Source organism: Paenarthrobacter sp. AT5, assembly GCF_032764245.1.
GTDB classification, from domain to species: Bacteria; Actinomycetota; Actinomycetes; order Actinomycetales; family Micrococcaceae; genus Arthrobacter; species Arthrobacter ureafaciens.
Genome location: NZ_CP136441.1, coordinates 4,575,244 through 4,599,421, shown reverse-complemented (window position 1 = coordinate 4,599,421; position 24,178 = coordinate 4,575,244). Strand labels below are relative to the sequence as shown.

The 24,178-nt window shown below is 64.3% G+C and carries 23 protein-coding genes and 1 pseudogene; 14 read left to right on the top strand and 10 right to left on the bottom strand.

Translation table 11 applies throughout. The features are described 5' to 3' along the window. Positions 1-27 precede the first annotated feature (27 nt). The gene (locus RI444_RS21420) at positions 28-1,026 is read left to right on the top strand and encodes an EamA family transporter (protein ID WP_170828588.1); all 999 of its coding nucleotides are present in this window, start codon (positions 28-30) and stop codon (positions 1,024-1,026) included. A 47-nt stretch (positions 1,027-1,073) separates the two neighbouring features. On the opposite strand, the gene RI444_RS21415 is transcribed toward RI444_RS21420, so the two are convergent. Next, positions 1,074-1,337: a WXG100 family type VII secretion target gene (locus tag RI444_RS21415; protein ID WP_021473292.1), complete on the bottom strand. Its 264-nt coding sequence runs from the start codon at positions 1,335-1,337 to the stop codon at positions 1,074-1,076. 160 nt (positions 1,338-1,497) lie between these two features. Here RI444_RS21415 and RI444_RS21410 point away from each other — a divergent pair, with 160 nt between their 5' ends. Beyond that, a complete protein-coding gene (locus RI444_RS21410) occupies positions 1,498-1,770 on the top strand; it encodes a DUF2277 domain-containing protein (RefSeq protein WP_021473291.1) in 273 nt (90 codons plus the stop codon). A 23-nt stretch (positions 1,771-1,793) separates the two neighbouring features. Here RI444_RS21410 and RI444_RS21405 read toward each other — a convergent pair whose 3' ends face one another. Genes RI444_RS21405 through RI444_RS21395 form a run of 3 tightly spaced genes read right to left on the bottom strand, consistent with a single transcriptional unit; the run spans position 1,794 to position 4,835 of the window. Then, on the bottom strand, positions 1,794-4,181 hold the full coding sequence (locus RI444_RS21405; RefSeq protein WP_207605317.1) for a heavy metal translocating P-type ATPase: 2,388 nt from the start codon (positions 4,179-4,181) through the stop codon (positions 1,794-1,796). Positions 4,182-4,189: 8 nt separating this feature from the next. After that, positions 4,190-4,423, bottom strand: a complete 234-nt coding sequence (locus RI444_RS21400) for a heavy-metal-associated domain-containing protein (RefSeq protein ID WP_021473289.1) — start codon at positions 4,421-4,423, stop codon at positions 4,190-4,192. 49 nt (positions 4,424-4,472) lie between these two features. After that, positions 4,473-4,835, bottom strand: a complete 363-nt coding sequence (locus tag RI444_RS21395) for a metal-sensitive transcriptional regulator (protein ID WP_021473288.1) — start codon at positions 4,833-4,835, stop codon at positions 4,473-4,475. A gap of 201 nt (positions 4,836-5,036) precedes the next feature. Between RI444_RS21395 and hxlB the strand changes: the two genes are divergently transcribed. From hxlB to RI444_RS21380, 3 genes are all read left to right on the top strand, one after another. Next, positions 5,037-5,639: a 6-phospho-3-hexuloisomerase gene (hxlB, locus tag RI444_RS21390; protein ID WP_021473287.1), complete on the top strand. Its 603-nt coding sequence runs from the start codon at positions 5,037-5,039 to the stop codon at positions 5,637-5,639. Between the two features lie 52 nt (positions 5,640-5,691). After that, positions 5,692-6,315: a 3-hexulose-6-phosphate synthase gene (gene hxlA / locus RI444_RS21385; protein WP_021473286.1), complete on the top strand. Its 624-nt coding sequence runs from the start codon at positions 5,692-5,694 to the stop codon at positions 6,313-6,315. A gap of 81 nt (positions 6,316-6,396) precedes the next feature. After that, on the top strand, positions 6,397-7,383 hold the full coding sequence (locus RI444_RS21380) for a glucose-6-phosphate dehydrogenase assembly protein OpcA (RefSeq protein ID WP_021473285.1): 987 nt from the start codon (positions 6,397-6,399) through the stop codon (positions 7,381-7,383). A gap of 2 nt (positions 7,384-7,385) precedes the next feature. Here the strand turns inward: RI444_RS21380 and RI444_RS21375 are convergent, their stop codons facing one another. Continuing rightward, positions 7,386-8,648, bottom strand: a complete 1,263-nt coding sequence (locus RI444_RS21375; RefSeq protein ID WP_021473284.1) for a helix-turn-helix transcriptional regulator — start codon at positions 8,646-8,648, stop codon at positions 7,386-7,388. 300 nt (positions 8,649-8,948) lie between these two features. Here RI444_RS21375 and RI444_RS21370 point away from each other — a divergent pair, with 300 nt between their 5' ends. Then, the gene (locus tag RI444_RS21370) at positions 8,949-9,476 is read left to right on the top strand and encodes an RNA polymerase sigma factor (protein WP_179011319.1); all 528 of its coding nucleotides are present in this window, start codon (positions 8,949-8,951) and stop codon (positions 9,474-9,476) included. Then, on the top strand, positions 9,473-10,162 hold the full coding sequence (locus RI444_RS21365; protein WP_207605318.1) for a hypothetical protein: 690 nt from the start codon (positions 9,473-9,475) through the stop codon (positions 10,160-10,162). Before RI444_RS21370 ends, RI444_RS21365 begins: the two co-directional genes overlap by 4 nt. A 96-nt stretch (positions 10,163-10,258) precedes the next feature. Here RI444_RS21365 and treS read toward each other — a convergent pair whose 3' ends face one another. Beyond that, positions 10,259-12,532 (bottom strand): maltose alpha-D-glucosyltransferase, encoded by a 2,274-nt coding sequence (gene treS / locus RI444_RS21360; protein ID WP_082694619.1) that lies wholly within the window; start codon positions 12,530-12,532, stop codon positions 10,259-10,261. 265 nt (positions 12,533-12,797) lie between these two features. Here treS and RI444_RS21355 point away from each other — a divergent pair, with 265 nt between their 5' ends. The 5 genes and pseudogenes from RI444_RS21355 to RI444_RS21335 all read left to right on the top strand — a co-directional run bounded on the left by RI444_RS21355 (position 12,798) and on the right by RI444_RS21335 (position 18,494). Next, on the top strand, positions 12,798-14,111 hold the full coding sequence (locus RI444_RS21355) for an LssY C-terminal domain-containing protein (RefSeq protein ID WP_207605319.1): 1,314 nt from the start codon (positions 12,798-12,800) through the stop codon (positions 14,109-14,111). A gap of 180 nt (positions 14,112-14,291) precedes the next feature. After that, positions 14,292-14,786 carry a hypothetical protein gene (locus RI444_RS21350; RefSeq protein WP_021473279.1) on the top strand — a complete coding sequence of 165 codons (495 nt, stop codon included), beginning with the start codon at positions 14,292-14,294 and terminating at the stop codon, positions 14,784-14,786. Positions 14,787-14,793: 7 nt separating this feature from the next. Next, positions 14,794-16,448 (top strand): annotated as a pseudogene (locus RI444_RS21345) (N-acyl-D-amino-acid deacylase family protein). Then, the gene (locus tag RI444_RS21340; protein ID WP_069696564.1) at positions 16,445-17,080 is read left to right on the top strand and encodes a bifunctional 4-hydroxy-2-oxoglutarate aldolase/2-dehydro-3-deoxy-phosphogluconate aldolase; all 636 of its coding nucleotides are present in this window, start codon (positions 16,445-16,447) and stop codon (positions 17,078-17,080) included. The pseudogene RI444_RS21345 and the gene RI444_RS21340 overlap by 4 nt, the downstream one beginning before the upstream one ends. A gap of 22 nt (positions 17,081-17,102) precedes the next feature. Next, positions 17,103-18,494, top strand: coding sequence for a GntP family permease (locus RI444_RS21335; protein WP_207605320.1), 1,392 nt, complete (start codon positions 17,103-17,105; stop codon positions 18,492-18,494). 353 nt (positions 18,495-18,847) lie between these two features. On the opposite strand, the gene RI444_RS21330 is transcribed toward RI444_RS21335, so the two are convergent. The 3 genes from RI444_RS21330 to RI444_RS21320 form a co-directional block, all read right to left on the bottom strand. Beyond that, complete coding sequence (locus tag RI444_RS21330; RefSeq protein ID WP_069696562.1) at positions 18,848-19,354, bottom strand: universal stress protein; 507 nt, start codon at positions 19,352-19,354, stop codon at positions 18,848-18,850. Positions 19,355-19,501: 147 nt separating this feature from the next. Further along, a complete protein-coding gene (locus RI444_RS21325) occupies positions 19,502-19,855 on the bottom strand; it encodes a CU044_2847 family protein (protein WP_207605321.1) in 354 nt (117 codons plus the stop codon). Next, on the bottom strand, positions 19,852-22,350 hold the full coding sequence (locus tag RI444_RS21320) for a CHAT domain-containing protein (RefSeq protein ID WP_207605322.1): 2,499 nt from the start codon (positions 22,348-22,350) through the stop codon (positions 19,852-19,854). The genes RI444_RS21325 and RI444_RS21320 overlap by 4 nt, the downstream gene beginning before the upstream one ends. Positions 22,351-22,502: 152 nt before the next feature. Here RI444_RS21320 and RI444_RS21315 point away from each other — a divergent pair, with 152 nt between their 5' ends. Next, positions 22,503-22,703, top strand: a complete 201-nt coding sequence (locus tag RI444_RS21315) for a hypothetical protein (RefSeq protein WP_069696559.1) — start codon at positions 22,503-22,505, stop codon at positions 22,701-22,703. 13 nt (positions 22,704-22,716) lie between these two features. Here the strand turns inward: RI444_RS21315 and RI444_RS21310 are convergent, their stop codons facing one another. After that, entirely contained in the window at positions 22,717-23,058 is a 342-nt protein-coding gene (locus RI444_RS21310) for a CBU_0592 family membrane protein (RefSeq protein ID WP_069696558.1), read from the bottom strand. A gap of 160 nt (positions 23,059-23,218) precedes the next feature. Here RI444_RS21310 and RI444_RS21305 point away from each other — a divergent pair, with 160 nt between their 5' ends. Then, positions 23,219-24,142, top strand: coding sequence for a LysR family transcriptional regulator (locus RI444_RS21305; protein ID WP_069696557.1), 924 nt, complete (start codon positions 23,219-23,221; stop codon positions 24,140-24,142). The last annotated feature ends 36 nt before the right edge of the window (positions 24,143-24,178 follow it).

Below are 24,178 nucleotides of genomic sequence, written 5' to 3'. Positions count from 1 at the left end.
GAGGCTGCTGTGTCAGCAACAAGGACCATGGCTGATGCAAAAGGATTCCTGGCATCCGGACTTGGCATCGCCATCATTTCCTCGGCAGTGTTCGGCACTTCCGGGTCCTTCGCCAAGTCGATGCTGGAGACCGGCTGGTCTCCCGGGGCCGCCGTTGCCGTGCGGCTCAGTGGCGCTGCCCTTATCCTGCTGATTCCCGCCGTCGTGGTTCTTCGCGGCCGTTGGCACCAACTCAAGGACAACTGGCTCACCATCCTGCTTTTCGGCCTGATCGGCGTTGCCGGCTGCCAGCTCTTTTACTTCAACGCGGTGGCACGCCTGTCTGTGGGCGTTGCGCTCCTGCTGGAGTACCTGGCGCCGGTGATGATCGTCCTGTGGCTCTGGATCTCCAGCCGACGCCGGCCACGCGCCCTCACTTCTGCCGGAGCCTTGCTCTCCCTGGCGGGGCTGGTGCTGGTGCTGGACTTGACCGGTTCCGTGAAGGTGGACTTCATCGGTGTCTTGTGGGGCATGGCCGCAGCCGTGTGCCTTGTCATCTATTTCTTCATCACTGCCAAGGAGAATGACACCTTGCCGCCGCTGGTGCTGGCTTCGGGTGGCCTGGTTGTGGGCGCGGTGGTCATGTGGCTGGTGGGAGCCGTGGGCCTGCTGCCCATGACGTTCAGCACGGCCAACACCTCGCTCGGACCCTGGGAGACCCCGTGGTGGGTTTCGGTGGGCGGCTTGGTGATCCTGGCAACCGTGCTCGCATACGTCTCCGGCATCATGGCTGCCCGTAGCCTCGGATCCAAGGTGGCGTCGTTCGTGTCCCTGACGGAAGTACTTTTCGCCGTGCTGTGGGCTTGGCTGCTGCTGGGCGAACTGCCCGGATCCATCCAGTTGCTGGGCGGCCTGCTGATTGTGGGCGGTGTGGTGTTGGTCCGGGTGGATGAACTGCGGGGCGACAAGCGGGCTGCCCGAGTAGACCCGGTGGCGGAGCGCGTCCTTGACCACGCGAACGACGTCGAGCCGGTCCCTGGTCCTTAACAGGCGAAGGCCCGGACGCTGTGGCGTCCGGGCCTTTCCCAACTGTCTTAGTTGGAAGCCTGCTGCTGCTGCTCGGCGTTCTTCTGAGCGCGTGCGCCGGCGTCGCGAAGTGCGTCGGCAACCTTCTTGAGGCTGGAAGCGTGCTGGCTGTCCCACTCGCCGCGGAACTTGTCAGCGTCCGGGCCCTTCCAGTCGGTGCCGTCCAGTGCGCCCTTCAGCTGTGAGCGCTGCTGCTCGATGGTCTCTGCACCAGCCTTCAGCTTGTTACCGAGCTGGCGAAGCTGATCAACGTCTGCACCCCAAATAGCCATGAGATATCTCCTTCATTCTTTTCGGACCCGAGCTCTTCGGCATCCCCAGCGGCCTCCGGCTCATCCGGAAGATCCAATGAATAAAACCTATCCCGGGAATCGCTGGACGGTCGATGGGCACCCCTCCCCATAGAGCCCTGCCCATGGCTAGCATGGGTTTATGTGCCGAAATATCCGGACCCTGCATAACTTTGAACCGCGTGCCACGTCGGCCGAAGTTGAGGCTGCTGCCCTTCAATATGTGCGCAAGATCAGTGGCTCCACCAAGCCGTCCAAGGCCAACGAGGAGGCCTTCGCGGAGGCTGTTCACCAGATCGCACACATCACGCAGCATCTGCTTGATTCGATGGTGAGCCACGGCCCCGCGAAGAACCGTGAAGAGGAAGCGGCCAAGGCTAAGGCCCGGGCCGCCGTCCGCTTTGGAACGGCCTAGCCCGGGCCAGCTACTGGGTGGCGCTACTTCCCGAAGGAACGCAGCCTGAGCGAGTTCGCGACAACCAGGACGGAGCTGGCTGCCATGGCCGCGCCGGCGATCATCGGATTCAGCAAGCCAAGGGCAGCCACCGGGATGCCGATCGCGTTGTAGAAGAACGCCCAGAACAGGTTGGTCTTGATGGTGGACAAGGTCCTCCGTGAAAGCTCTATGGCCTGCACCAACTGGTTCAAGTCGCTCCCCATGACGGTCAGGTCTGATGCTTCAATGGCGACGTCGGTACCGGACCCCATGGCTATGCCCAAATCAGACTGGGCCAATGCGGCAGCGTCGTTCACGCCGTCTCCTGCCATCGCAACGGTGGCACCGGCATCTTGGAGCTTCCTGACGGCTTCGACCTTGCCTTCCGGCAAGACACCGGCAAAGACGTCATCCGGTGCGATCCCGACGGCGTCGGCAACCTGAGCGGCCACGGCCGCGTTGTCTCCGGTCAGGAGCATGGGACGGATTCCCAGCTCCTTGAGCTTGCGGATGGCGTCCGCTGAACCAAGCTTGATGGTGTCAGTCAGGCTCACGATTCCCGCAGCTTGTCCATCCAACGCGACCCAGATGGCCGTGGCTCCGGCACGTTCCTGCTCCGCGAAGGTCTCCTGCTGGGCTGGCGTGGGCTTCACGCCGTTCTCCTCCAGCCAGCCGGTGCGGCCAACAAGAACCGACTTGCGGGCTCCGTTCAACGAAACGGTGCCCTTGACCCCACCTCCGGGAGCGGAAGTGAAGCCTTCCACGCGTGGCATGAGGCCGGCGTCGGGCATTGCTTCATTGGCGGCGGCAGCTATGGCGTGGGCGATGGGATGTTCCGACGCGGCCTCAACGGCGCCGGCAAGCAGCAGCACGTCCTCTTCGGCCTGGCCGTTGAGCGTAATAGTATGGTCCACGGCAAGCTTGCCGCTGGTCACGGTGCCCGTCTTGTCCAGGAGGATGGTGTCCACATGGCGGGTGTCTTCAAGGACTTGGGGGCCCTTGATGAGGATGCCCAGCTGGGCGCCGCGGCCGGTTCCGGTCAGCAGGCCCACCGGAGTGGCCAAGCCGAGGGCGCAGGGGCAGGCAATTACGAGAACTGCCACAGCGGCAGTAAACGACGCGTTGAGGTCTCCGCTGAAAACCACCCACAGTACAAACGTCAGAACGGCAATGATCAGGACGATCGGCACGAACACGGAACTGATGCGGTCTGCGAGCCTGGCGATGGGCGCCTTGCCCGTTTGCGCCTGGCTGACCAAGCGGCCCATCTGCGCGAGGGTGGTATCCGACCCCACCCGGGTGGCCCGGACCAGCAACCGCCCGGATGCGTTGATGGTGGCGCCGGTGACGGGACTTCCCGGTCCGACTTCGACAGGAACCGATTCGCCGGTCACCAAGGATGCATCGACGGCGGAAGAACCCTCCGCTACGACGCCGTCAGTGGCGACTTTCTCACCAGGGCGAACCACAAAGATGTCCCCCACTTGGAGCTGGTCCGCCGGAACTTTCTGTTCCCTGCCGTCCACGAGGATGGTTGCGTCCTTGGCGCCGAGGTTCAGCAGGGCCTTGAGGGCATTTCCTGCCTTCGCCTTGGCGTTGGCCTCCAGGTAGCGGCCGAGGAGCAGGAACGTGGTGACGACTGCGGCGACCTCGAAGTACAGCCCGCCGGACATGCCCTCCATGCCCGGATGCTCGGTGATCCGCGGGTCTGCGAACAACTGCCAGGCGGAGTAGAAGTAGGCCGCAATCACACCCATGGAGACAAGGGTGTCCATGGTGGACGCGAAGTGCCGGGCATTGATGGCTGCGGCACGGTGGAACGGCCACGCAGCCCAGCTCACCACCGGGAGTGCCAACGCGGCCACAACCCAGCCCCAGTTGGGGAACTGGAAGGCCGGAATCATGGAAATCGCGAAAACGGGGACCGTGAGGATGGCTGCCAGGATCAAACGGGGAAACAGGGTTGATGCAGCCGGGCCATGCTCCATGTGGTTCTTGTGAGGAGCCTCGCCATGTGCGGCGTGGGCCCCCTGTGCGCCGAAGTCGTCGCTGTGGGCGACATGCTCTGCATGCTCGCCCGTACCTCGCTTGGACGCATGCTGCTGCATGTCCCCCACTTCGACGGAGTGGCGAGGTTGTTGGGTTGGTACTTGGCGGATGGTGGCCTTGTAGCCCGTGGCGTTGACCGTGTCTACGAGTTGCTGGTCCGTGACGGTCGACGGGACGGTGACGTGGGCTGACTCCAGGGGAAGGTTGACGGTGGCCTCGACGCCTTCGATCTTGCCGAGCTTCCGTTCTACGCGATTGACGCACGACGCGCACGTCATGCCCTCAATGTCCAGTTCAACTACCCGGGTATCGGGCTTGTGGAACGTCTCCTGGTTGGTCAAGGGAACTCCTATGCCTGGTTGGCTACCACCACGTAGCCGGCTTCTGCGACCGCTTCACCGATTTCAGCCGGTGAAAGCTCGCTTGTGGAGGTGATGGTCACGGTGGACAGTCCACCGGGGTTCAGGTCAACGGAGACTTCCTCGACCCCGTTGAGTGCTTCAAGTTCTTCGCTCACGCTCGAAACGCAGTGCCCGCAGGTCATGCCGGAAACGTTGACGTTGGTTTGGATTGTCTGGCTCATGAAGTGCTCCTTGGTGGTGGGTTGAATGGGGTAGTGCGGATTTGACCGGCTACCGCAGCAGGCGGCCGATGGCATCGGTGGCTTCCTTGACTTTGGCGTCGATCTGCTCCGCCCGGGCTTGGGGATCGGGCTCGGAAGCGGCCCCCACAACACAATGGCCGATGTGCTCTTCAACGAGCCCCAGGCTCACTGCGTGAAGGGCCTTGGTTGCGGCGGCCACTTGGGTGAGGATGTCGATACAGTATTTGTCCTCTTCGACCATCCTCGCGATGCCGCGGACTTGGCCTTCAATACGTTTCAGGCGCCTCAGATAAGCATCCTTGTTGCCCGTGTACCCATGGGTGGTGGGCCCAAGATCAACCTCCAGTGCAGGGAGGTCTGATCCCGGGTAGTTCAGGTCTGCCGTGTTCATGGGATCAAACGTATACCCCTCAGGGGTATAAAGCAAGTACCCCCAGGGGGTATCTTCCCCAAAGGGCCAACCCATCCTTAAGGATGGGCAGAACCGTCAAAAAATAGCGTTACCCTACCCTTTTTGATTCGGAAACATGGTTGTCAGCAAGCAAGCATTCCGCAGACTCCCGGAGCCGGGACCGAATCGAAGGGAAAACCCGTGAACCCGCCAGCAAGCGCCAGCACGACCGCTGCATCAACGACTTCGTCCGATATCGTGCGGAACCTCTCCCTCATCACTGACGAGATGACGGGGACCGCGGCCAAGATCGACGAACTTCAGCTGGCCCGGGTAGCCAGCCACCTGGCACACCCCGGGCGGATCTTTGTGGCAGGAGCCGGTCGCAGCGGGCTGGTCCTCAGAATGGCCGCCATGCGGCTGATGCATCTTGGCCTCACCGTCCACGTTGCCGGAGACACCACTACTCCTGCCATCGCTTCCGGCGATCTCCTCCTGGTGGCGTCCGGCTCCGGAACGACCTCCGGCGTCGTAAAGGCCGCGGAGACTGCTGCACGGGCGGGTGCCCGGATCGCAGCGTTCACCACCAACCCGGACTCCCCGTTGGCGGGTCTGGCTGATTCCGTGGTGGTCATCCCGGCGGCCCAGAAGACCGACCACGGATCCGCCGTCACCCGCCAGTACTCCGGCTCATTGTTCGAGCAGGCACTCTTCCTGGCCACTGAAACCATCTTCCAAACCCTCTGGGACAACGACGCGCAACCCGCTGAAGAGCTGTGGTTGCGTCACGCGAACCTTGAGTAAAGCCACCCCGATTTCCCTCCAGCAGAACCACAACAGAAAGTAGTCCCTTCCCATGAAGCTCCAAGTTGCCATCGACCTCCTGACCACCGAAGCCGCCCTCGAACTGGCCGGCCAGGTAGCCGAGTACGTCGACATCATTGAACTCGGCACGCCGCTGATCAAGGCCGAAGGCCTGCCGGTCATCACTGCCGTCAAGAACGCCCACCCGGACAAGATCGTGTTCGCCGACCTCAAGACCATGGACGCCGGCGAACTCGAAGCCGACATCGCTTTCAAGGCAGGAGCCGACCTGGTCACCGTCCTTGGCGCAGCGGACGACTCCACCATCGCCGGTGCCGTGAAGGCCGCCAAGGCCCACAACAAGGGCGTCGTGGTTGACCTCATTGGCATCGAGGACAAGGTCACCCGTGCCCAGGAAGTCCGTGCCCTCGGTGCGAAGTTCGTTGAGATGCACGCCGGCCTGGACGAGCAGGCCAAGCCCGGCTTCGACCTCAACGGCCTGCTGCGCGCCGGCTCTGAAGCACGCGTTCCGTTCTCCGTCGCCGGCGGCGTGAAGCTGGAGACCATCGCCGACGTGCAGAAGGCGGGAGCCGACGTCGCCGTCGCCGGTGGCGCCATCTACTCCGCCGAGGATCCTGCGCTGGCCGCAAAGCAGCTGCGCGCAGCCATCGCCTGATTCCTTCCGCACCAAGGTGGCGCCCCGCAGCTGGACTGCGGGGCGCCACCTTTCGCATATCGGACGAACCTGGAGAAGGCCATGATCGTAGATCTTCCCGATACAACCACCTCGAAGATTTCCAAGAAGATCACCTCGTTGCGTGAGCAGGGCGGGGTGATCGCGCTGGGGCGGGTGCTGACGCTGGTGGTGGTGACCAAGTCCGGGCAGGAAGAAGAAGCCATCGAGGCCGCGAACGAAGCCTCCCGGGAACACCCCTGCCGGATCATCGTGCTGGCCGACGCCGGAGCGCAGGCCCCGAACCGGTTGGACGCGCAGATCCGGGTCGGTGGCGATGCAGGCGCGTCGGAGGTGATCGTGTTGCGCGGGTACGGGCAGATGGCGCACGAAAGCGAATCCCTGGTTGCTGCGCTGCTGCTCCCGGACGCCCCGATCGTGGCCTGGTGGCCGAACGGGGCACCCGAATCCGCGTGTGAGACCTCCATCGGAGCGATCGCGCACCGCCGGATCACCGACTCCGCGAACGAACCGGACCCCGCCCAGGCCCTGGAGAACATCCGCCGAACCTACAAGGCCGGCGACACCGACCTCGCTTGGACCCGACTGACCAACTGGCGCATCCAACTCGCTGCGGCTTTGGAGCAGTCCGACGACGTTGAGGTCACCGCAGTGACGGTGGAAGGCGACGGCGATTCCCCAAGCACCCTGCTGCTCGGAAGTTGGTTGGGACGCGCCCTCCAGGTTCCCGTGGCGATCGTTGCCGGCCAGGCAGGAACGGGCATCGTTGGGGTCCACCTTGCCACGCCATCCGGGACCATCAGCCTGACCAGGGAACGGGGTTCGATCGTCGAACTCGTCCAGCCAGGCCAGCCCGCACAACGCATCGCCCTCCCACGCCGCAGCCTGAGGGACTGCCTCGCAGAAGAACTCCGCCGGCTCGACCCCGACGAAGTCTTCGGGGACACGGTGCGCAGCTTCGAGGCGTTCACTAACGTCCAGGCCAGCGCCGAGGATGTCCTTCTCAGCGGGGCGGACAGGTGGGATGACGCTTTGGTGAGGGTCGGTTAGCCTTACCGCATGCCCCGGCTGTGGGCCAGTGCGATCGCCTCGGTGCGCGAACCGACGTCGAGCTTCTTGAAAAGGTTCCGTACATGGAATTTCACCGTATTCTCGCTGATCCCCATGGATGACGCGATGGTGCGGTTGCGGTGCCCTGCTGCCAGCAGTTGGAGCACCTCCAGTTCGCGCGCGGCAAGGTTCCACGCGGCAACGTCTCCGGGCGGCCGCGTCGGCAAGTCCAGTGGGAGCGAAACGAAGACGTCCGCGCCCCAGCCGGACATGACATCCATGCGCATCTGACCCGTGAGGGCCTGGACCCGGCGGTCCAGCCTCGCAATGCCGGGGTCGTCAGTGGTCAGTGCGCCACCGCCGTCGTCGCGTACGTTGATCAGCAGGTTCTCGCCGTCACAATCCCATTGCGTGCGGACGCGGCGCACCTCCGGCTGTTCCATCATTGCCAGCACCAGCCCGCGGACAATGGCCCGGGCCGCATGCGCGACCTCGCCCGGCAGCGCCCTTCCATTGAGCGGCGGTTCGATGAACTGGACTTCGATTCCGCTGAAACTCGTCAACGGGCGCAGGTCCTCGCGCAGGCGTTCGAAAGCCCTGACAACCGGTTCTTCCACCAGATCGGTGGTGCGGTCGCTGTATGAACGGAGCGCCACCAAGGCCTTCGCTGCGAGGTTCGTGGCAGTCGTTCGGGCGGTTGCATCGTCCAAAGCGTTCGACCGCAAGGCCGCGAGCAAGGTCTCCAGAGTGGTCGAGTGGAGGTCCGTCAGTTCCGCCGTGACCCGGACCCGCTCGGCCGAGGCCGCCCGTGATTCAAGCAAGTACGACGGCGGTGCATCCGCGACTTTTTCGCGTATGCGCTTGGCCGTGAGGTCCCACAGGTACTCCAACAGTCCAAACCCGGGGTCCGGTTCTGCAAGCTTGGGATCCGTCAACACAAGAAGGGCATTGCTGGGCCCATGCCGTAGGGCGAGTACCTGCCGGGCTTGCCCTGCGATATCGGCTTCCCCTTGCCAAGGTGCCTCGTCGGGCAGCGCACCACGGAGAACGTCAAGCTCTGCAATGGACACGCGGGAAGTGATCTCCTCGGCGCCCGCCTTCTTCTGCGGCCGGCCGGTGCAATCCTCGGTAAAGATCACCAAGGCGCTGCAGCCGAACGTTGGAAGAAGGGCATCCCGCAGCCGCTCGGCAATCTCCGCCAAGGGCGCATCGGCCAGTGCAGCCACAGCGCGCAGCAACGGCCACGGAAGTTCGGGCTCAGGCATGAAATGTCCTTGTTGTTTCGTCAGTCGGACAGGCGACCGGGTACTGACACATCCTGCCCGAAAGTGTAGCCAAACTTGGCGTCGGCACCTAGACGCGTTCCGCCGTCGTGCCCTGTGCGTGGGCGACTACCGCAAGGTGTACCGTCACGACCCACTTTGGCCTGAACTTGGGCAGACACGCCGTGAAAGCTGGCAAGTGGGCGGGGTGCGCAACTCAAAGTAGGTGGTGACGGCACACGGGATCCCGTGCCCTTCAGCAAAACTGGTTACATTCTTCTGACTGCCGGACATTAACCGGCTATGAGCGTTGAGACGGATCAAGGGGGTCGTGTGGAGCCGACCCGGGAAAAGCAGTTCCTGGCGGCCCACGTTGCCTGCCACGACCAGGTCTACCGGTACTTTCGGCGCCGGACGGAGGAAGCGTCCACCGCAGAGGATCTCTCCGCGGAGGTGTTCAGGATCGCGTGGGAGAAATGCAGTCGTGACCAGGAATTATCCGTGCCGGTGGTGTTCGGCATAGCCCGGAACGTCCTCCGCAACCACTACAGGGCAAACCTTCGCTCCCACAACCTCACGAAGCTGCTGGAGATGCAGCGGACACACATGCCGGACACCCGCGATCAGGGCGTCCGTGAGGCCTTGGACATGCTCAAGCCAGAGGAACGCGAGGTTCTTCTCCTGACGTACTGGGATGGCTTCAGCTCTACCGAAATCTCCAAACTGCTTCGGCTGACTCCCACGGCCGTCCGGATGCGACTGCACCGGGCCCGCAAAGAACTCAGCCGGATGCTTTTGACCGACCACGCTGCAGAGGAATCCACACAATGAGTACCAAGCAGGACCTGGAACGACTGGTCGCGGCCGACCCGGCCCTGGCGGTGACGGAGGCGGAGTTGGCCAAGAGCCGGGAGAGGAGCCTCGCAGTCATCCTCTCTGACGCGGAGCAACTCACTGCGGGAGGTTCCGTTGAAGATTTCCACAATCAGTCGTCCTCTCGGCGGTTCCGACTGGTGGCGGGAGTTGGCCTGGTGGCGGCGACGGCGGCCGTGATTGCCGGCGTTGCTGTTTCCGGAGTGTTTGTGGCGGCAGCGGAGCAGCCGGCTCCCGCGGCCACCCAGACTGTCGCAACCGAGGAGTCGGGATCTCCGTTGCCGGAGATCACGGGCCGCATGCCGACTTTCGACAACCACATCGTCACGGGCGGCAATGGCAATAAAGCCGCGGTCGCCAATGACCCGGAAGCTGACTTCCACATGGACGCCGCCAATCCGGGAAAGCTCGGCATTAACGCGGCCGGGTGTTTTGTGAGCACCTATACCGACGGCAGCGAGGGCAGCCTCATTTTCCCTTCGGGGACCAGGATCATCGACTCTGGAGTGGTCTTCCCCGACGGCGCGACCTTGACCATTGGCGACGATTTCGTGTTCGGAGGCGGTTCCGCCGAGGTAGATGAGGGGCAGTGCGCCCCCCGTGGTTCGGCTTTCCTGGTTCAGAGCTGGGACTCCACCCGCTGACTCCCGGAGGTGCACCTTCCAGAGTGGCCGCAGGAAACCGCGACGGCGGCGCCTGGAAACCGCCGCCGCCCACCGCCGCCCACCGCCGTCGTGCCCTTACTCTGCCTGTTCCTCCTCGGCAGGTTCCGGTTCCCGCAGTACCAGCGCGGTGCCTTGGTACGGGCCGAGCTCCAGGAAGAAGCTGTGGAGGTCGTCCACATGGCCGACGTCCTCGCTGCTGAAGAGGTCATGGACCACTGAACCGGGGACCAAATGCGGGGACTGGATGCTGCCCGCGATTTCCTGATCGGAGAAGTTCAGGACCGTGACCTCGAGGCTGCCGTCGCCGAGTTGGTTGACCAGCACCAGGAGGGCGCGGTTGGAGACCTCCGGCACATCCAGGAGTACGCTCGTGGCGATGCCGGAGCTCTCGCGCACCCGCAGGATCTCCTGGAGGCGGCGCGCATAGGAGTTGGGATCCTTGAGCTGCTCCGGCAATGAACCATAGAGGCTCCGGGCGCGGGGCATCCCTGCCGCGGACTTGGCCGCATCCGGGCGGGTGCCCATGAGGTCGTGGGCGCCGCGGTTGATCCAACGGGTGTCGCCCTGCGCGGTCAGTTCGCCTACGACGTCGCGCGGCAGGGCGATGATGCCCGTGAGGTCCCACCCGGACAGGGCAAAGACGCCCGGCTGGAGCGCGTTGTACATGGACATGAGCACGTGGACGTCCCGAACCTGTGCCTCCTGCTCGGGCGTCATGGCCTCGGGGTCCGGGATGCCGAGGGTTGCCATGATGAAGCTCGCGGTGGTGCATGCGATGCCGTTGGTGGTGAAGAGCGCGTTGTACGGGCCACTCTCACCGGTGAGGCGATCGCGGAGGGTCTGCTGAACCTTCTCCGCCACCTCCGCGCCGGTGAGTTCCTCGCCGCCGAGCTCGAACACGTCCTCGCGGTGGCCGGCAGCGAAGTGCAGAAGCTCGTACGTCAGTTCATCGTGGTTCTGGAGGGCATGGACCAATGAAGCCTGGTCAACCCCGATCTCCATGGCCAGCCGCAGGGTGAGTCGGAGGAACTCGGTGTCGGCCGTGACCAGGGAGTAGTGGTAGGCCGGGCGGGTGATGAAGTCGTAGGACAGATCGGCGCCGGCCTCGGACTGGGCCTTGATGTCGTCGATGGTGAGGTTGAGTTCCTGGAACGAGAACCCGCCTACCTTGCGGATCATGGAACCGATGAGCTGGTTGGCGGCCTCGGACAACGGGTGGCCCTCAGACCAGCCCGGCTGCTCTTCGGCACTCTTTTCAACGCCCAGGAACCCGTTGGCATCAAGGCGGAGCGCGCCCGTGCCGAGGTCAAGCAGCGAGTGAAGGGCATCGCCCACAACCAAACGCATTCCCGCGAACGTCGGATCCAGCCAGTTGATCGAGGGCTGCCCGGCTTTGAAGTAGTGCAGGTACACCCAGCGCCTGATTTTGCCCGTGGTGTCTGCCACCGGACGCGTGGCGCTCCAGTTGGTCTCCTTGACGCCCGGTTCGTAGAAGATCACACGCTGCAGGCGGCCAATGATGTAACCGGCCTTCTGCAGCGCCTGTTCAGCCTCGGGGCTGATGTTGACCGAGTCCTTGCCCTCAGGAACATCAGGCAGCAGGTGCCAGTCCTCTTCGGGAATATCCACCATGTGGTAGATGCCGGGGTAGTCCCGGAAGTTCATCTCGGCGAGACGGAAATCGGCGCCCTTTCCGGTGTGGCCCGGAACGATGTCGTCAATGACAGTGCCATCGTGGTCCGCTGCCACCTCGCACATCCGGCGGAATTCCTCTTCCGTCCCGAAGGCGGGATCGATTGCCATGCTGATGCGGTCGAAGTGCCCGTCAACGCTGGGCGTCTGGGACCAGCCGCTGATGCCGCCGGCCAGTTTCACGGGTCCGGTGTGCAGGCCCCGAATGCCGATCTCGCGGAATGCCTCCCACAGCTCGGGGTCCCCCAGGGCGGCGAGGAAGGACTGCTTTTCCTTGGTGATGAAGGAAAGAGGATAGGCCGTGAACCAGACCGGGGCCTTCTCCACGGCAGCCCGCGGGTTCGGCCGGGCATAGGCGTTCTGCCACATGCTCGCCTGGCCTGACAACTGCCGCGCCATGGTGTTGGCATCTCCCAGCATCGACTGGTTGCGAAGCCAATCAACGTATGTCTTGTTCAGCCCGTCGAACTCAAGGGAGGGGCGCGCGGCGAAAAACTGGCGACGGCGGGCTACGGGCCGCAGCGCTTTGGGCCGCGCAGGGTAGAACTGCTCGTCGAAGGAGACTTCCGGGACTTCGGTTTCTTCTACCGTCTCTTCCCCGCTTGTGCCGTTCGATGACTCATTCAGCTCTGTGGAATCTCCGGCAGCATCCTTCATGCCGGACACATCGTCGCTGACTTTCGGCTCCTGCACAGTCTTCTCCTTTACGCGGCCCACGCACTTGGCGCCGGCCTTCCGAGGGCTTGCTCAAGAGGACACGTACCCGGGCAGCCCGGGAGTATTCATGCTAGTCGGAGCACCTCAACGTTTGTCGAACCCGTGCCGAATACTGGCTGATTGTGTACAGATAAGGCATCGCGGACCAAGCTTAAGGGGCGTGACATGAGCACGAACCGGATGTGTGATATTTCGGAGGGGGCCGATGTACAAGGCAATGGAGCAACAGCCTGGTGACAGCTGGATAGATCACGCCTTCTTTGTCCTGGCCGGGGCATCGGCGGTGTGGTTGGCCTTCCTGCTGGCGGGGGAGAGCTTCCAGCTTGGCTGGGGACAACTGTGGTCCTGGTTCCTCTTCTGGGCCTTTTTGGCATACCTGTTACTTCCCCGACTCCACCGGATCCTGACCACGATCTACGTTCCGGGCTACTTCATCGGCCGGGCCCGCACCAGTGACGGACTCCTCGGGGACCCCGTGAACGTTGCCCTCCTCGGTGCCGAACGCCAGATCCATGCCATCATGCACCGCGCGGGCTGGACCATCGCGGACGATGTCACCTTTGCCAGCAGCCGCCGCATCATCAGTTCAACCATCCTTCGCCAGAGCTACACCCAGGCACCGGTTAGTCCCCTCTACCTCTTCGACCGCCAGCAGGACTTCGCCTACCAGCAGGAGGTGGACAATAATCCCGGCAAACGGCATCACGTCCGCTTTTGGCGCTGCCCCGACGGGTGGATGCTCCCCGGCGGCCACACAGTGGATTGGCTTGCCGCCGGAACGTACGACCGCAGCGTGGGTTTTTCCCTGTTCACGCTTCAGATCACCCACAAGATTGAACAGAATACCGACGTCGAACGTGACCACATCGTCCGGACAGTCTCCGAAGCCGAACCCGCCGTCCGCGTCCACGTGATCAAGGACTTTTCAACGGGGTACCACTCGCGCAATGGTGGCGGCGATTCCATTTCCACGGACGGCGACCTTCCCGTCGTCGACGCCCGTGGCGTTCCCGTCGCGGAAGCCGACGGACGGAAGAACACGGACAGCCGTGACCGCCGTCCGGCACCAACCATTGTGGGCGCTGCCCTTGTGGTGGTCAGGGCGGTTGCGGCGCTCGCGCTCGCCGTCGCGTTGTTGACGTCTTCAGGCGATTTCTCGGATGTCACCCTTGATGACGGTGCGGCCGATCCGCAAACCACGACGGCGGTGCTCACGTTCCTGGGGATTGTTGTGTTGGTCTTCGGGCTGGGGGAGGTTTTCCTGGCATGGCGGATTTTCCTTGGCAGCAATGCCGCCCGGGTGATCGCGATGGGCCTGAGTTCACTATCGATTCTGGTGCAGGCCATCGATGCTTCTACGGGCAGCACCAGCATCACGCTCGAAGCCGGGCTTCCGGGCCTTGCCACCGACATCCTGGTGCTCCTGGCCCTGTCCAGCCAGCGCGCCCGGGTCTATGCGAAGCGGCAGAGAGTCCCCGCGGTCCCGCCGGGATTGGCCCCGAAGCGCCTGACCCCCTGACCCGCCCGGCGTTGCTCGTTACCTTTTTCGTAGCCCGTTTCCTGGTGCAGGATGTGGGTGTGTTGGCCTGTTGGTTCCGGCATGATTGGGTTGCTCTGTTGATCGATGATCTTTGAGAGTGTTGTCACCGGGGCTGGCGGGTGTTGGGAGACCGCTGATGTGGGCAGGGCAGTTTGGTAGATGTCGTGCGTAACGTGGGTGCCGGGTTCTGACACCGTTGCAGGCCAGCAGGGAAGGCCATCAACGACCAGCACTGCTTCATGGCCTACCCCGCAAACGTCACGGTCACACCCGGGGACGTCGTACGACTGGGCCGGGCTGGCCATCCTCGACGCCGGCAAGCGTGACCTGCCGTTCGACGAAGGATTCCCCGAGCCCCAACTCATTGGACCGGCCCTCGGGGGAGCGATGGAGCCGCTGGAAGGCGCCAGGATCACGGCCATCAACGACCAGCACTGCTTCATGGCCTACCCCGCAAACGTCACGGTCACACCCGGGGACGTCGTACGACTGGGCCTCTCACATCCTTGCACCGCCTTCGACAAGTGGACCGTCATTCCGGTCTTGGCGGATAACGGCAGCAGCGGCAACGGCAGCAGCGGCACCGGCAGCAGTGCCGACGCTGGCAGCCCGGCCGACCTGACCGTCGTCGACCTTATCCATACCTTCTTCTAGGAATCCCATGAAGACCCTCATCAGCAACGCCACGGTGGTGGATGGAAGCGGAGCGGAGCGCCGTGCAGCGGACGTCCTGCTGGACGTTCCGTGATCGCGGAGGTGGCCGACGCCGGCAGCCTCACCGCTGCCGGAGCGGATCGCGTCATCGATGCGCACGGCCTGGTCCTGAGCCCCGGTTTCATTGACATGCACGCCCACTCCGACCTCCAGCTGCTGGTCAACCGGGACCACTACGCCAAACTCAGCCAAGGCGTCACCACTGAACTGCTGGGCCAGGACGGGCTCTCCTACGCACCCGTGGACGACGCAACATTGGCAGGCGTTCGGGAGAAGATCGCCGGCTGGAACGGCAACCCGGCGGATTTCGACTGGAACTGGCGCAGCGTCGGCGAGTACCTGGACCGCCTGGACGCTGAAGATTCCGGCGGCAGGATCGCCACCAACGCCGCCTACCTCGTACCGCAAGGAACCGTGCGGGCCATGGTGATGGGCTTCGACGAAGGTGATCCCACGCCGGAACAACAGCAGCGGATGCAGGACGTTGTCCGCGCCGCGATGGAGGAAGGCGCCGTGGGGATGTCCTCCGGGCTCACCTACACCCCGGGCATGTACGCAACAACGGAAGAGCTGGCCGGACTGTGCCGGGTTGTCGGTGAATTGGGAGGGTTCTACGCCCCGCACCACCGCTCCTACGGCAAGAATGCCCTGGGCGCCTATGCCGAGATGATCGACCTGAGCCGGCACAGCGGATGTGCCCTGCATCTGTCCCACGCGACCATGAACTTTGCCGAAAACAAAGGCCGTGCCGGGGAACTCCTGGACCTGATCGACTCCGCGCTTGATGACGGTGCGGACATCACGCTGGACACCTACCCCTACCTTCCCGGCGCCACCACGCTGAGCGCGATCCTCCCCGGGTGGGCATCCGCGGGAGGAACCGAAGCAACCCTGGCACGCCTGTCCGACCCCGCCACGAGGGCACGCATCCGCGAAACCGTGGAGATCTATGGCTCGGACGGCTGCCACGGGGTTGTGGCCGAATGGGACACCTTGGAAATCAGCGGCGTCCAAAACCCTGCGCTCGCAGGCTACGTGGGCCGGACCATCAAGGACATCGCCGCGGAAACAGGAGAGGAAGCGTTCGATGTGTTCGCCCGCATCCTCACCGATGAACGCCTGGGCACCGGCATCCTGCAGCACGTGGGCCACGAAGAAAATGTCCAAACCATCATGAAGCACCGCACGCACACCGGCGGCAGCGACGGGTTGTTGGTCGGCGCCAAGCCCCACCCGCGGGCGTGGGGCACATTCCCGCGCTACCTCGGCCACTACTCACGCGACCTCGGACTGCTGAGCGTGGAGGACATGGTCCACCACCTGACGGGCCGGCCTGCCGCACGACTCAAGCTCCGCAACAGGGGACTGATCCGCGAAGGGTTCGCCGCCGACGTCGTACTTTTCGATCCGGAAACCATCCGCGACGAAGCCACTTTCGACAATCCCCGCCAAGCCGCCAGCGGCATCCACTACGTGTTCGTCAACGGAACGGCTGCGATCGACGGCGGCCGGCCCACCGGCGCACGTTCCGGCCGAGCCCTCCGTCGGCACCGTGACGGCCTCACCCGGGAAGCCGGATTCAACCGAGAAGGAATGCAATGACCCCCGAAGAATTCATCCATCAGCTCGAGGTCGACCGCACCCTGGCGGTGGTCCGCGCGCCGTCCATCACGGACGCTGCCGAGCTGTGCCGGGCGCTGGCCGACGGCGGCATCCGCAGCGTCGAACTGACCTTCACCACGCCTGATGTGCTCAAACACGTCCAGCGCGCGGCGGAAACGGCAGCGGACCATGGTGCCGCCGTCGGGATCGGCACGGTCATGACCGGTGACCAAGCGCGCGCTGCGATCGACGCCGGTGCGAAGTTCCTGGTGACGCCCGGGCTTCGGCCCGAGGTAGCCGCCGTCGCAACCGCCGCCGGTGTCCCGTTCAGCCTCGGCGCCATGACCCCCACCGAGGTGGCCCAGGCTCTCGATTTGGGATCGGCCGCCGTCAAGATTTTCCCTGCCCGCCAGATCGGACCCGCGTACCTGAAGGACCTGCAAGGACCCTTCCCGGGAATCCGGCTGCTGCCCTCCGGGGGCATCGACGCCTCCAACGCCAAGAGCTACCTCGACGCCGGTGCTGCCGCAGTCTGCTGCGGCACCAGCGTGGTACCGCCCGCGGCAGTTGCTGCCGGCGACTGGGCAGACATCGCGGCCCGTGCCGCCGCCTTCACAGGCACCCTCAAGTAGGACTACCCGGAAAGACACGTCCATGAATGAATTCCTCGACTGGCTGCGGCACGATACCGCCGGCCTGCTCCTCCTGGCAGGCGCCGGCATTGCGCTCCTGCTGTTCCTGATCATCAAGGTCAAACTCGAACCGTTCATCGCCTTGGTGGGAACCGGCGTGCTGGTGGCCCTGGTGGGCGGTATCTCGGTGGAGGCCTTGGTGGGATCGGCCACCAAGAGCAGCGACGCCCTCATTGAGAAGGGCTTCGCCGGCATCCTCGGGCACATCACGGTGATCATCGGCCTGGGTACTGTCCTTGGCGCGATCCTCGAACGGTCCGGCGGTGCCGAGGTGCTCCTTGGCCGGCTGGTGAAGATTTTCGGCGAGAAGGGAACGCCGCTCGCCATGGGTATCACCGGCTTTGTGCTGGGCATCCCCGTGTTCTTCGACATCGGCATCTTCGTGCTCGCACCGCTGGTGTACGTTGCGGCGATCCGCGGCGGCAAGTCCCTCGCGCTGTATGCCCTGCCGCTGCTGGCCGGCCTCTCCGTGACCCACGCCTTCCTTCCCCCGCACCCCGGACCCGTTGCTGCGGCCGGCTTGTTCCACGTGGACCTCGGCTGGATCATCCTCATGGGCCTCATCTGCGGCATCCCCGCTTGGTTCGCCTCCGGTATTCTGTGGGGCACGTGGATCGGGAAGCGTGTGATGGTCCACGTTCCCGAGGACCGCATCATCGAGGAGGCGGACACTGCCCGCGGACACGAACCCTCCATTGGCCTGGTTCTCCTGGCCATCGGCCTGCCCATGATCCTCATCCTCGGCGGCACCTTCGGCAACATTTTCGTCCCGGCCGGCGCCTTCCGCGACACCCTCCAGTTCTTCGGCAACCCGGCCATTGCGCTGACCGTTGCCGTGCTCCTGGCCATGTGGCTCCTGGGCATCCGCCGCGGCATGACCGCCACCGAACTAAGCGAGATCACCGGTTCCTCACTGCGTCCCGTGGGCATGATCCTGCTGGTGGTCGGTGCCGGCGCGTTCTTCGGGGCCGTCCTCTCAGCCACCGGCGTCGGCAAGGCTGTTGCGGACACATTGTCCCAGGCGGGCCTTCCCATCATCCTTTCGGCCTTCGTGATCAGCGCCGGCATGCGCATCGCACAGGGATCGGCCACGGTGGCGATCGTGACCACCGGTGGCATCCTCGCGCCGAGCCTCGCCTCCGGATACAGCCAGCCGCAGCTCGCCCTGATTGTTGTGGCCATCTCCTCGGGATCCATCATCGCCAGCCACGTCAACGACGGCGGGTTCTGGATCATCTCCAAGTACTTCAACATGTCAGTGAAGGACACCCTGAAGACCTGGACCGTCCTGGAAACAGTCCTGTCCATTGTGGGCTTCGGCATGGCGGCCCTGCTGTACACGTTCGTGAGGTAAGCCGCCGCGCCTGGTGAGCCGCCGCGCCTGGTGAGCCGCCGCGCCTGCGGTGGGTGCCGCCGTCGTACTTTCCCGCGGACCCGTGCCGCCACCACCTGCTTTGGCTGCGAAACGGCCCCGACCTGCCCCTGAGACGGCGTGTCGGGGCCGTTTTGGCTTCAATGTCGGTTGCGACGGCACGCAATCCCGTCGACCCCACGCTGGTTAAGCTGGTTAAACAAAAGCTCCGGAGTGCGTTATTGGGGGATACGCACTCCGGAGCAGCTTTGTGGCAGGCGCTTCCGCTGACCTGCAGTAACAACTCTACGTTGGGTGTGACGGCATTGCCACCACTTGGAATTAGTACTTTCGCTTTATTTTCCCGGCGCGTGATCCGGCCGCTTTTTCTGCGGCACAATCAACACCGGACGGCGCTGATGATGGCTCAACCACGCGGCCACCGAACCGTTCAATGCCTCAGAAATCCGGTGCCCAAGCCCGGGTTCGGGAGTGCCGACGATGATCATTGACGCCTTGATGTCCTCGGCCAGCCTGCCCAAGGCCCGGGCCGGGTCACCTGCCAGAAGCCGCAAGGTCCAGTCTGCCGAGCCGCCCTCCATGGCTTCTGCGATTTCCTTGCCGAGGTCGTTGCGGATGGCGGCCACGTCCTCGTCGTCCTTCTCCGGGTGCAGCGACATCCTGTGGGTCTCCCGCGACGGATCCCACTCCACGAGGTAACTCGCCTCGTCCACATATGCGCAGACCAGAGGCACGCCGAGTTGCTCGGCCAGTGCGCGGGCCGTCTGCAGGACCTCCACGTGCTGATCCGGCAGCACCCCTACAACCAAAGGAATGCGTCCGCTGAATTCTTCGCCGACCATACCTTATTGTTGCGCTGCGGCCTGCCCTTGAACAGGCTCCCCGGCCCCCCAACTGGGTAGCAATAGTGCGCGTTTTCAGGGCTCAAAACGTGCTCTGCTGCGACCTAGTTGGGTTTGCGGGGCGGGGTTGGGTTGGGCGCGGCGGGGTTACTCGGGGTTGCTTGGGGCGGAGGATTTGTTCCACGTCAGGCACACCTTGAAGTTGGAACCCGTGCTGGCCGAGGCAATGAACGCGCCGGCCTCGGCATGAAGATCGATCCCGAACTCCACACTCAGCTCATCCGGGCGGTTCTCCAGGCTCAGGAGTTCGTCGATGACGCCTTGGACCGCAGGCCTGACGTGCTCGAGTGCCCGCTGGAACGTCTGCTGGGCCCGGGCAAACACCCCCGAATGTTCGGCCGCGTGATCCCCTCCTCTCGTTACGAGGCTCCCGGCAGTGCTGGCCACCTCCACAACCACGGTGCCGCCGTCGTCCGTCGCGAATTCAACCAGTCGGCTCATGGCGCGTCCTTCGTGACGCCCATGCCTCGCACGCTGACCAGGCGTTGGGCGGTCACAATGAACGCGATGCCAACCCCGCACAGCAACACCAGATGCAGCAGCAGCGGCAATGCCTGCGTCATGTACCAACTCGCCATGAACACGCCTTTCCCTTGGATCCAGATGATGGGTTGCAGCACCGTGGGCAACAGCAGAAGCCAGGCCAACGTGTGCTGCGCGGGATACCGCATGGCCAGCACTCCGGCCCACAGCCCGAATCCTGCCACCGCAAAACTGCCCACGACGGCGGCTGCCTCCACCGTGTAGTTGAGCCCGGCCAGCCCGAACACACCTTGCGAAACCACCAACCCGGTCATCGCCAACCGCCCCTGCGCTGTGTGGTCCGGGAGCCCGGCGATGACAAGGAGCAGATAGCCGAACGCCGTGACGACGCCGTAAAGGGTGCGGAGCACAATGTCGCCCCCGTTGTCCTGCCAGGAGTTCTGGTCGAACCACATGAAGAACACCACGAACCCGGCCCCCAGCCCTCCGGCGGTTGCCAGCGCTGCCCCCGCCCAGGCGATCGTGGTGCCGGCGAGCGGCAGGTGCGGCCGCGGGACCGCTTTCCAGAGAGGTTCGTCAGAGCCCGACGGCGGCACTTGGCCGGGTGCCTTCGCTTTGGTCGGAGCGGTGGCTTGCTTCTTCGGGGCTGGTAGATCGTAGGCGGTGTAGGAGCCGTGCTCCTCCTCAGTGTCGCCGTGCTGGACGGTTTTATTGAGCTCAGCCTTCGCTGCGGTGGTGAGTCCGTCCGGATCTGCAGCACCCGGATCAAGGGTCCTGAGCTCCTTGGCGACATCAATGACCGCCTCCCACGAACCCTTGGAGTGGTGGTAGCGGAGTTCTCCTTGGAGGTCGGCGATGCGTTGCTTGCGCTCGCAGCCTTCCTTGCGGCGGGAAGCGTCCGGGTAGTAAGGGCTGTTTAGCACCTTCGCAAAGCCCTCTGCCGCCGCGATCCAGTCCCCGGATTCCTCCGCAGCCACGGCTTCCCGGTAGGCCCGTTCTTCGCTGAGCCGCTTGCTTGCTGAGTCCCTAAGCGCCACAGCATCCCTGTAACCGGGTTCCAAAGTCAGGAGGTCGTTGAAGGATTCAAGGGCTTGTTCGTAGTGTTTGGCCCGCAACTCGGCCGATGCCTCCACATACAGGGCACGCAGTTGCGCCCTCCGCCGGATGTGGTCCGTGTCGTTGTCCCCCGTTGATGCCCGCGCCGGTGTGCTTTCCGGCAGTGGTTTGGTGGTTGCGGGATCCGGAGAGCCGGCAGGGGTCGCATAGGCAGCGGGCGTCGAGGCGGGCTGCCCGCCTGAGGCCGTTGCCGACGTCGTACGTTCCGCTTGGGTGCGACCGCGCGGGGTGCCCTGCAGGGAAAACAGCTGCGTTGAACCGCCGCGGACGTACAGGGCAGGCGTCACCCATTCGAGGGTGCCGTCCGGGCTGGCCATGACGGAGATGCGCCCGATGCGGGCGGCCTCATCCACTGTGCGGCCGTTGGCGATGGCCGCGTAGAAGCCGTGTGCAAAGGCGATGGCGGCGGAGTCGCTAATGGCGAACTGCATGGCAGCCACCGCTCCGATGCCGCTCCTGACCAAGGCGGATGCGGTGCCGGAGAAGAGATCCGTCTGGCCCATCTCGCCCGAGGAGCACGAGTTCAACACCACCAGCCGTGGCCGGGGTGCGGCAACGCTCAGGAGGGCCATCAACCTGACGGCGCGGACCATGGCGGCGCGGCCATCGTTGCCGACCAGTGCGATGCGGCCCTCGTCGGTGCGGGAGTCATAGTCGCCGTGTCCAACGAAATGGACCACATGCCAAGGGCCGGCGAGGAGCATGGACTGGATGTCGTCCCAAGTGCCGCTCCTGGTCCAAACGAGTTCCACCCGGCCCTCCTCCGCAGGACCGGCCAAGGCCTGGGTGAGGTGGTCCTTCTCAGCCTGGACATCAAGGGCGGGGAGGTCGCGGGGCGAGGCGACGATACCCAGGATCCGCAGCGGCGGGGCGACGTCCAGCGGGTTCTGGTGGTAATCCGGGGCGGGGATGTGCCGCAGCAGGGGCTCCGTCTGGCAGAGGTAGGTTTCCGTTTCGGGGTCGAACAGGGTTTCCCACGGCATGGTGGCCAGTTCGGGGGCGGCCAGCCGCAGGACCACGCGGAGTTGCTGGCCGGCATGTTGCGCTGCGCCGAGGCTGGCGCGGTAGGTGCCGTAAACCTCCCGGGTGAAAAGGGCTTGGAACAGTTGTTGGCCCACTTCACGAACGGCAACTTCGGCAACCGGAAGCGTCCGCCGGGCTGCGACGGCCGAGGCAAGGACGGTGGCTTCCAGTTGGGGGAGCCTGCCGTGGATGCCGTCGATGTCCAAGGTGAAGCGGCCGGACGCGTGGCCTCCCGCCGGTGCACGGACCACATGCACCGTGTACTCACCGCGTGTTGAGCCGGTGCCGATCTCCAGCTCGATGTCACAATCCATCGCGGATCCCTCGTGGTTCTTACGTACAGATTGGCCCTGACGGAGGTTCCATACAAGGGGTTTTATCAGCGGGTCCTTGTAGGCATACCGGGCCGGGCCTACCGTTAATCCGTGGTCTCACTTGGCGATGAGTCGACGGAAGGCGGCGTGCGATGGAAATCTTCATGTGGTGGCTCGATCTTCACCTGGACAGCAAGGAATGGCTGCGGGAAAACCTGCGGGCAGAGGAACTTCCCCTGCAGGTGCTGCAACACATTGCTGAAGCCGGCGGACCGCATCCGGACAATCTCAGCGGGGGATTGACGGCCGCGGACTGGGACTTCATTGAGACGCAGTCGGAGTTCGTGGACTGAGGGAAAGGCCCCGCTACGCGGCGGCTGTTACGGAGGCGGCCGGGGCACCCGGGATGATCAACTGCGCACCGGTTTCCGGTGCGCGGCTTGGGACCTCAACGACGACGGCGGTAGCCGGCTTCTTTTCGCGCATGCGGTAGAGCGCTACGGCCGAGATGACGAACCAGGCAACGTTGGTGGCCACTGACGGCCAGGCGCCGTGGAGGGTGCCATTGATGATGAACGCGCAGGACCCAAAGAGGTTGACGGTCTGGAATTTACGTCCAGGCTGCAGCCACCCCATGGACACCGCCAAGTAGGCGCCGAGCATCGCCGCCGCGCCAGCCCATCCGGTCACTTCCCAGAGCAGTTCCATGTGGAATCCTTTCGTAAATCGGGCGCACGACAATAGCGGCCTTGCGCGTAAGAGGAGGGCCGCTAAGACGTGGAACTTGCGGCTATGAGATAAATATTGGGGCACGTCTTGGTTTAGATCAATTGCAATCTTCTGAAGCCGGTATTTAGAGTTGCTTAACATGGACATGGACCCCCGCAGACTCCTGGTTTTGCTGGCTGTGGCGCGCACTGGCGGGGTGCTTGCAGCCGCCGATGAACTGCGGCTCACACCGTCCGCGGTGTCCCAACAACTCACCAAACTCGAGCACCAAGTGGGCCAGGCCCTGCTTCAGCGGACCCCCAAAGGTTCGGTGCTGACACCCGCTGGCTTGGCGATGGCGGAAGCGGGCGAAGAGATCGAACGGGCGCTCAATGTTGCGCGGGCCCGGATGGAGGGCGAAGCCAAGGTTTCCGGCGTCGTTCGAATCGGCGGATTCACCAGTTTCATGCGGACGGTGGTCATTCCGCGGATCCCCGAGTGGCGCAGCCAGTACCCGCAATTGCGGATTGAGATCGTTGAGGACGCCTTCCCGCCCCTGATGCGGCTGCTGCGCCAACGGCAACTTGACGCCTTGGTCATCGAGCAGGACTCGACGGCGGCCGAACAGCGGCCGCTCGCTGCCGGCATGGTGCAGGAGCCGCTGCTGGACGAACCGTGGAAATTGGTAGTTCCCGCAGGTTCCTTGCTCGCTACCGAAGCCATCGACCTCAGCCGGCTCCCGTTGCCATGGTTGGGAGTCGAGCAGTCCGCCGCCAACAGCGCCGTGCTGGGGCGCCTCCGCCATTCCACCGGAGTGCGGATCGAGACGGTGCACCAGTACGTCGACACGCTCACCGCACTTGCCCTGGTCGCGGCCGGCGAAGGAGTGGCGATTGTGCCCACCCTGGCGTTGACCGGCGTCGTCCATGACCAGGTGGACATCCTCGATGTTCCGGGCCTTGGTACCCGGCACATTGCGCTCAGGCGCTTCGACAGGAAGAAGCCAACGAGCCTGCCCGTGGATACGGTTGCCCGCCTGCTCAGGGAATCTGCGGCCCAGTTCGACATGCGTTCGGGCGGCTGAGACGGCGGGTGATGCAGCGGGTGGCCGGTTGAGCGG